A 7,518-nucleotide genomic window follows, 5' to 3' on the forward strand; every position below is an offset into this window, starting at 1 on the left:
CAGAGAGCCCAGAGAGCCCAGAGAGCCCAGAGAGCCCAGAGAGCCCAGAGAGCCCAGAGAGCCCAGAGAGCCCAGAGCCCAGAGAATTGTCGGAGGAGCAATCTCTGCCGTCTAGTCCACTAAGCAAGAAAAGTGACGGCGCAACCTCAATGGAGAGCGAAATGTGTTATGCACGGGAACTCTGTCTTGCGGCCAAGTTCCAAGTCATGGACATGTTCCAGGAAGCCCGGCTTGGCAAGGCCGTCGACCCAAGCACGACGTTGCCGCTGGTCGGAGAAATCGCTGCCTCGGTGCTGCGCCAACCTCATGCCCTCATCAGCGTCGCACGCATCAAAACGCACGACGATGACACCTACCTGCACTCGGTTGCCGTCTGCGCCCTGATGCTATCGCTGGCCCGGCATCTCGATCTAGACGAGGAGCAAACGCGCCTGGCTGGCATCGGCGGACTGATGCACGACCTAGGCAAGGCCGCGATGCCGCTGGAAGTGCTTAACAAACCAGGCAAGCTCACCGATGCCGAGTTCGCCATCATGAAGCGCCACCCTGTGGAGGGCGCAAAGATGCTGCGCGCAGGCGGGGCCGAGCCCGGGGTGGTGGACATTGCCCTGCACCATCACGAGAAGATCGACGGAACCGGCTACCCGGATCGCTTGGCCGGTGACGCCATTTCACTCCTGGCCCGCATGGGCGCAATCTGCGACGTCTATGATGCCGTGACGTCGGAGCGAGCCTACAAAAAGCCGTGGGACCCGTCCGCGGCGATGCGGCAGATGGCCAAGTGGGAGGGCCATTTCGACAAACGCATCTTCCACGCCTTCGTCAAGGCCGTGGGCATCTACCCCGTCGGCTCCTTGGTTCGCCTGTCCTCTCAGCGTCTGGCCGTTGTCGTTGAGCCGGGAATGGAATCACTGCTGACTCCCAAGGTTCGCGTGTTCTTCTCGCTACGCTCGAGAGAGCCGATCCCGATGCAGACCATCGACCTGGCGGCCACGAGTTGCAAGGACAGTATCACTGGCCCCGAAGACCCGACGCTCTGGAACTTCAAGAACCTCGACGACTTGTGGATGGAATAGCCCCCACAAAAGGGGACCCCGCAGAATTCGGAGAAAAACGTACGCTAAGGAAACTCTGAAGAAGACTTCCTGATTTTGGCAAAATACCCGGATTCCACCCGCCGAGTTTTCCGATGAAGCAGATGACCTTCGCCTACGCCGAGTATGCCGGCAAGCGCAAGCAGGCCCGCAAAGAGTTGTTCCTGATCGAGATGGATCAGGTGGTGCCGTGGAAGGGTTTGATCGCCTTGATCGAGCCGCACTACCCGAAGGGTGAAGGCGGCAGTCCAGCCTATCCGCTGATGGCGATGTTGTGCGTGCATTTGATGCAGAACTGGTTCGGCTACAGCGACCCGGCGATGGAGGAGGCGCTGTACGAGACTACAATCCTGCGTCAGTTTGCCTAAAGACGGAACATATGCACCAGACGCTGAAGTTGGGTTGCCAGAGCAGATAGTTGCTTACTGGTGGCAACATTCTGACGGGAAGCCTCGCTAGTTTCCTCGGCAATCTGGCTGACACTAGTAACGTTACGATTGATCTCCTCCGCGACAGAGCTTTGCTCCTCAGCGGCAGATGCAATCATGGCATTCATGTCATTAATAATCGCAACAGCGTTACTGATCTGATCCAGCATATGACCTGCGCTGGCAACCTGTTGTTTACCAGCTTGTGCTTTGGTGCAACTACTTTGCATGACCGCAACAGCACGATTTGCCCCGCCCTGCAGTTTTTCAATCATGGTCTGAATTTCGCTGGTTGACTGTTGCGTGCGCGAAGCAAGCGAGCGCACCTCATCCGCCACCACAGCAAAGCCTCGCCCTTGCTCACCAGCTCTTGCAGCTTCAATAGCCGCATTAAGGGCAAGTAAATTGGTTTGATCGGCGATGCTGCGAATGACATCCACCACAGAGCTAATACCAGCACTGTCTGCTTCAAGCTCATGGATAACGGTGGCCGCGTGCTCAACTTCACTGGCTAGGCTGTCGATAGAAGAGATTGTTTGATGAACAACAAGCTTTCCACTTTCCGACTGCTGATCTGCTTCCTGTGCTGCTCTTGCTGCACTGGCCGCGTTCCCAGCCACATCCTGCACAGTAGCTGACATTTCGTTCATCGCAGTAGCAACCTGATCTGTCTCCAACTGCTGGCGGCGGATGCCGTCACTGGTTTCAGTGCTGATCTGAGCAGTCTGCTCAGCTGCGGCTGCCAGTTGCTCCACAGCCCCCGCCAACTCTTGAATGGTGTGGTGAAAACGCGAAGCCATTGCATTGAATGAGCTAGAGATTTCGCCCAGCTCATCACGCCCCTGATAGGTAACTCGATAGCCCAAATTGCCATCAGCTAGCTGCTGACCGCCGACTTGAAGCTCGCGAACAGCTTTTGTGATGCCAGATACAGTAGCCAAAGCCACGACTGTGGCCAGAAACAGAGCAACCACTAGCGTGAGACCGATTATCACAACCAGACGATCGAAGCTCTCTTTAGCGCGCTGGTAGCTTGCATTGGCGCTCTCCTGCTCCGACTCAACCAGATTACGCACGCTGGCATAGGTCGTCATAAATGCAGGTTGCAAGCGATTCAGCAGGATTGCATTCCCTCCCGCATAGTCACCTTGGCGCATTGCATTGAGCGTCGGTTGAACACCATTATCCAGATAATCAGACAGCTTGTTTTGCAGTTCAGTGGCCAAGCGCTGATGCTCTTTGCTCATTGGCATACGCTGATAGTCAGCAAGGCGCTCACGCATGCTGCCTACGCTTCTATCCACAGCATCGAAATGCATGCTCGCGGGGTGGTCATGTGCCTTTTCGAACGCACTACCAGGCTGATGTTGCAGAGCAAGCAAAAGCTGAGTGCGTGCATGGTGCATGTGATTGGTGAGGTCGCCAAGCTTATCGAGCGGTAGCAGAACGTTGTTGTACATCTGGTTAATATCGGCATTGCTGCTGCGCATGCCGTTAAGCCCCTCCATTGTCAGGCCGGCAGCCGTAGCAGCTAGCAGAATGAGCAAACTGATGAGACGGGTTTTAATTGAAAAACGGGTTAGCCAATCACTCACTACTTCACCTCATTATTAGGCATATCAATGTGCCTTCATTGTATCGGCTGGTTCATTTGAAATCTTGAGTCAGGCTCCCCCTCAAGGCTTCTCGCCGTATGGTCTGGGGCAATTTAGTACTTAAATCAAAAACAAGCCATGAAGGCTGTCCGGCTAGGCTATAGCCCAACCGGGCGTCAGACGAAGCGGCGAAAGAGCGTCAGAGTAGGGCCTTTTCCGGAATTTCCTGACGCCTTCGGCGCGGCGTCTATGGCCTCAACCTGACACGCCAGCCGTTAGCGTGCTTTATTGTCCGAATTCTGAGGCGACCCCTGTAAGGCTTCGCCGAGAAGACACTTCGGCGATTTGGGCACCAAACACAGAGGCGTTTATCTGTGACGAGCATGCGGCTTGTGGTTTTAATGTCGATGTTCAGCTTTCTCTTCGCCAAGATCATCAGCTTGAGACGGCTGTATCGGCTGGGGGGACTGTTGCGCGGCGTAGAACTCCGATAACGAATATGCCGTAATCAAGACAGGATCCTTTTCCATCTCTTCGGATCCTTCATTAAAACGCGCTATGGCGCGTTTTTTGTTCCTGCTATGGAAATGCTATGGGTTAGGTGGCGAGTGAGCTCTACGCTCGTTCTGTGAGGTTCGTATTCTAAATGATCTTGATCAGATCCTCTGATCAAGCGTAACCTGCCCACCAGAAAACAAAAAACCCACCTATCTAGGCGGGTTCTTTGCCCGGTGTTCCTCGGCTTGCCGGCCTTGGAATCCGGTGGGTAACAGCTTCGAGCAGGAAGCGGATACCGTTAAGTACCCCCTCAGTTTAGCCGCGTGCGGCCCACTGTTCAAGTATCAAACCCCTGCTCGAACCCTGTTACCAAAGGCTTTCACCTTTGGCGCTTTGTCGTATTCGCTCGGATTGGACGCAAGTGATTGTTGCCGTAGCGGGTGTGAAGGTCGGGCAGAACGGGGAAATCTCACATACTGCCCAAGCGTGCAATCGCGCACCACAGCCTCCCAGGACTCGCAACCCTGGGGCATCTGCAAGTAGAGCGTAACGGGGAACCAACCACGGCCAGCTCTTAAAAAACGGCGCGGCAGCCCGACCAACAGGCGGGGGCTAAAGCAGAGTGCAGCGGGACGGGGTGTGTTCTCTGGAGCGCGTGAGAGGGAGCTGCCGCAAGCAGTCTCGATAGTCCGGAGCAAGGCGAGCTTATCCTGTAAAAGACCTCAAATCGATATGGGTCTGTAGGAGGGCTCTCCTATCTTGAAGCGCAGCGAAAGATAGGAGAGCCCGGCAAACTGTGGCGGCTTGCCAACATCCTTTTCTCCCGTTTTTTGTTTCCCCAGGGCACGTATCATCACCCCCTCGTTGAGCTCTTTTTGCCTCCTACCGGTTACCTACCCTCGAAGCCCTCTAATTATAGTCACTGTTACTTTAACTAGTCTCGCCAACAGGTGGTTACAACCTATTCCGGCTATGTCAAACTTGACTCTAAGCCAGCATACACAGAGGGCCCTTAGCCGCTTCGCGTCTTCGGTTCCTCTGTGAAGCTGGTTCAGGGGCGTGCCGCCCCCGAAACCCCCTGCCTCCACCGCCCCGAAAAACCCCGTTCCGGGCTTTCCCAGGTCGGCGGACAGGATAGGTATATGGTCACAGTTACCGTAATTGAGGTGATCGGATGAAGGATGCACGAGACGACCAGACGCTGGACTTGTTGCCGAGTGGCAAGCGCCGGGGTCGGCCACCTACCGGCAAGGCGTTGAGCCCTGCCGCCAAGCAAGCTGCTTACCGGGCACGGCAACGGGAAAAAACGGTCACCGTTACCTTAAATCGTCCGGATTGTGGCGAGCTGGAGATCTTCCTGCTGAACCTACGGGATGGCCGAACCTCGACCTTGGCCCCCGAGGTGGTGGCCCGGTTGCATGATGCTGTGCGGTCGGCGTGGCTGGGGCAGCTTCATTCCGGTAACGGTGACCAGAAATGACCCCGGCCAAACGTGAACGGGTGATCAAGATCCGAGTCACCGACGAGGAATTTGCCCGGCTCAAGGGCTTGAGTGGCGATGAACGGCTGGCCGAATGGATGCGGAGCCAGTGTCTTGGGCACGACAAGGCCGCCGCTCGACGGCGGACACCGGTACCCAAAGCCGATCCGGCTCTGCTGAGGCAGATAGCCGGGATCGGCAACAACCTCAACCAGGTAGCGCGGCGAGTGAATAGCGGGGAGTGGGGTGCGGTTGAACGTGTCCAGGTGATCGCTGTGCTGATGGCGATGGAGCGTGCTTTGCAGGCCCTGTCTGTCCCCTCAACGGAGGTAACGTGATGAACGAATACGGCGTAGCCGAGTATGACTACACCCTGATCCGGTTGCCCGGCGAACAGGGGTGGAGCTTGCGGTTGTTGAAGGACGGCCAGGAGGTCAGCGGGGAGGTTTACCAGGAGCACGATGAAGCGCTCAGTGTGGCCACCGTCTGGCTGTGCAGCGAGTCATGATCGTCAAATTTCATGCCCGTGGTGTGGGGCGCGGTAGCGGCCCGGTCGATTACCTGCTGGGGCCGCAGCGGGATCGGGAGGGGGCGACCCTTGACCGTGGCGATCCGGGTCTCATCGAGGCGCTGATCGACAGCAGCCCCTACGCCAAAAAGTACACCTCTGGCGTGCTGTCGTTCCAGGAAGCGGATTTGCCCAGGGAGGACAAGGACAAGCTGATGGACAGCTTCGAGCGTGCGTTATTGCCGGGGCTGGATCGGGATCAGTACGCCTGCCTGTGGGTGGAGCACCGGGACAAAGAACGGCTTGAGCTCAACTTCGTGATCCCGAATATCGAACTGCTGAGTGGCAAGCGGCTGCAACCCTATTTCGACCGGGCCGACCGGCCCCGCATCGATGCGTGGAAGGTGGTGGTCAACGCCCAGTTGGGCTTGCATGACCCGGATGATCCCTTGAACAAACGGGCATTGATGACCCCCAGCAACTTGCCAAAAGCCAAACAGGACGCGGCACAAGCGATCACCGACGGTCTGCTTTCACTGGCGGCGGCCGGTGAGCTGGCCGACCGGGGAGACGTGGTGGCCACGTTGAAGCAACACGGCTTTGAGGTGGTGCGGGAGACCCGCAAGAGTATCAGCATTGCCGACCCGGAAGGGGGGCGGAATATCCGGCTAAAAGGGGCCCTGTATGAGCAAGATTTTAGAGCTGGCCAAGACCTTCGAAGAGAGCTCGAAGCAGCAGGCGAGCGATATCGAAACGAGCGTGAAGAACGCGTTCGAGCCGCACGAGAGAGCTATTCTCGCGGCGTTGGAATCAAGCGCGCGGAGATTGAACACCGCTATCGACGCCCAGAACCGGAGGTGGGGCTGGCTGGTGTTGAAGGGGTGGGTCTTTCCGTTGATCGGGGTGGCGTTTCTGCTGGGGATCAGCTGGGTCGTGGTGTGGTACCAGGGCAGGGTCATCGCCGAGAACTGGGTAGAGATCTCACGCCAGAACAAGACATTGGAGCAGTTGGCAGCGAAGGGCGGAAAATTGGAACTGTCGACGTGCGGCAAGGACCAGCGGCTGTGCGTGAAGATGGACTTGAAGGAGTTGGCCTATGGCCGCGAAGAGGAATCAGAGAGAGGGGAATATCCCTGGAGGATCCCGGAGGGGTACTGAATGACGGAACTAGAGCGGCAGTTATTGAAAGCGTTAGAGAGCTTGGAAGGCGGGTACAGAGCGCAGCACGCGGCCTGGGAGAGCGCCTACAGCGATTTGCGGCAGATGTTCGAGGCCACCTCTACCGAGAACCGGGCATTGCGAGAGAGCGTGGGGAGCTTGAGCAAGCAGGTGTTGCACTTGAGCGGTCAAGTCGAGACATTGAGCCAAAAATTGAAGCCCTGAACATTGAGCTGGAGCCGCGGCGTAGCTCTATGAGCCTCGGGCGGGAGTATCGAGAGTATGGTGACAGGGAGTACGGTGATTGAGTGGGGTCAGTGGGCCCCACTTCATTGTTGATGCCCCTGTTAGGGGTTGTACGCCGGAATCCCAATTTCGGCGGTTCCGGCTGATCCAAGAATCTTGGCGTGACCTTACCTCCGCTCTACCGCTGGGTGCCAGCCTCGGCGCACGCCTAACCACCCAACTCAGAAAGGAAAATAAGTTGGTAAAACGCATTCCCGTATCCGAGCTTCGTCTCGGCATGTACATCCACAAGCTCGCCGGCTCTTGGTTTCGACACCCATTCTGGCGCGGCAGCTTCCTGCTGACCGAGCCTCAGGATCTCTCTGCCATTCGAGAATGTGGCGTCGGGGAGGTCTGGGTCGACTTGGCCAAAAGCCAAGTCGACCCAGAGAGCCCAGAGAGCCCAGAGAGCCCAGAGAGCCCAGAGAGCCCAGAGAGCCCAGAGAGCCCAGAGAGCCCAGAGAGCCCAGAG

9 protein-coding genes and 1 pseudogene are annotated in these 7,518 nt (G+C 57.2%); 8 read left to right on the top strand and 2 right to left on the bottom strand.

Going from position 1 to position 7,518, the window contains the following annotated elements; all coding sequences use genetic code 11:
- The first annotated feature begins 206 nt into the window (after positions 1-206).
- The gene (locus OKC42_RS22330) at positions 207-1,076 is read left to right on the top strand and encodes an HD-GYP domain-containing protein (RefSeq protein WP_270820927.1); all 870 of its coding nucleotides are present in this window, start codon (positions 207-209) and stop codon (positions 1,074-1,076) included.
- A gap of 113 nt (positions 1,077-1,189) precedes the next feature.
- Positions 1,190-1,459: pseudogene (locus tag OKC42_RS22335) on the top strand (transposase); the annotation flags it as partial.
- Here OKC42_RS22335 and OKC42_RS22340 read toward each other — a convergent pair.
- The gene (locus tag OKC42_RS22340; protein WP_103260121.1) at positions 1,459-3,117 is read right to left on the bottom strand and encodes a methyl-accepting chemotaxis protein; all 1,659 of its coding nucleotides are present in this window, start codon (positions 3,115-3,117) and stop codon (positions 1,459-1,461) included. The pseudogene OKC42_RS22335 and the gene OKC42_RS22340 sit on opposite strands and share 1 nt — an antisense overlap.
- Positions 3,118-4,789: 1,672 nt before the next feature.
- Here OKC42_RS22340 and OKC42_RS22345 point away from each other — a divergent pair.
- Genes OKC42_RS22345 through OKC42_RS22355 form a run of 3 tightly spaced genes read left to right on the top strand, consistent with a single transcriptional unit; the run spans position 4,790 to position 5,603 of the window.
- The gene (locus OKC42_RS22345; RefSeq protein WP_063639082.1) at positions 4,790-5,095 is read left to right on the top strand and encodes a hypothetical protein; all 306 of its coding nucleotides are present in this window, start codon (positions 4,790-4,792) and stop codon (positions 5,093-5,095) included.
- Positions 5,092-5,433: a plasmid mobilization relaxosome protein MobC gene (gene mobC, locus OKC42_RS22350; RefSeq protein ID WP_063639083.1), complete on the top strand. Its 342-nt coding sequence runs from the start codon at positions 5,092-5,094 to the stop codon at positions 5,431-5,433. The genes OKC42_RS22345 and mobC overlap by 4 nt, the downstream gene beginning before the upstream one ends.
- Entirely contained in the window at positions 5,430-5,603 is a 174-nt protein-coding gene (locus OKC42_RS22355) for a hypothetical protein (protein WP_160384936.1), read from the top strand. The genes mobC and OKC42_RS22355 overlap by 4 nt, the downstream gene beginning before the upstream one ends.
- 236 nt (positions 5,604-5,839) lie before the next feature.
- On the opposite strand, the gene OKC42_RS22750 is transcribed toward OKC42_RS22355, so the two are convergent.
- Positions 5,840-6,037, bottom strand: coding sequence for a hypothetical protein (locus OKC42_RS22750; RefSeq protein WP_063639084.1), 198 nt, complete (start codon positions 6,035-6,037; stop codon positions 5,840-5,842).
- A gap of 250 nt (positions 6,038-6,287) precedes the next feature.
- Between OKC42_RS22750 and OKC42_RS22365 the strand changes: the two genes are divergently transcribed.
- The 3 genes from OKC42_RS22365 to OKC42_RS22755 all read left to right on the top strand — a co-directional run.
- Entirely contained in the window at positions 6,288-6,761 is a 474-nt protein-coding gene (locus tag OKC42_RS22365; RefSeq protein WP_063639085.1) for an MbeB family mobilization protein, read from the top strand.
- Positions 6,762-6,986 carry an MbeD family mobilization/exclusion protein gene (locus tag OKC42_RS22370; RefSeq protein ID WP_063639086.1) on the top strand — a complete coding sequence of 75 codons (225 nt, stop codon included), beginning with the start codon at positions 6,762-6,764 and terminating at the stop codon, positions 6,984-6,986. It abuts the gene before it with no gap.
- A gap of 298 nt (positions 6,987-7,284) precedes the next feature.
- Positions 7,285-7,518, top strand: a 234-nt coding sequence (locus OKC42_RS22755; protein ID WP_443111675.1) for a DUF3391 domain-containing protein, incomplete at its 3' end; no start/stop codon positions are given.

Origin of the sequence: Aeromonas sp. Y311-2 (assembly GCF_027706025.1) — a bacterium.
GTDB classification, from domain to species: Bacteria; Pseudomonadota; Gammaproteobacteria; order Enterobacterales; family Aeromonadaceae; genus Aeromonas; species Aeromonas veronii.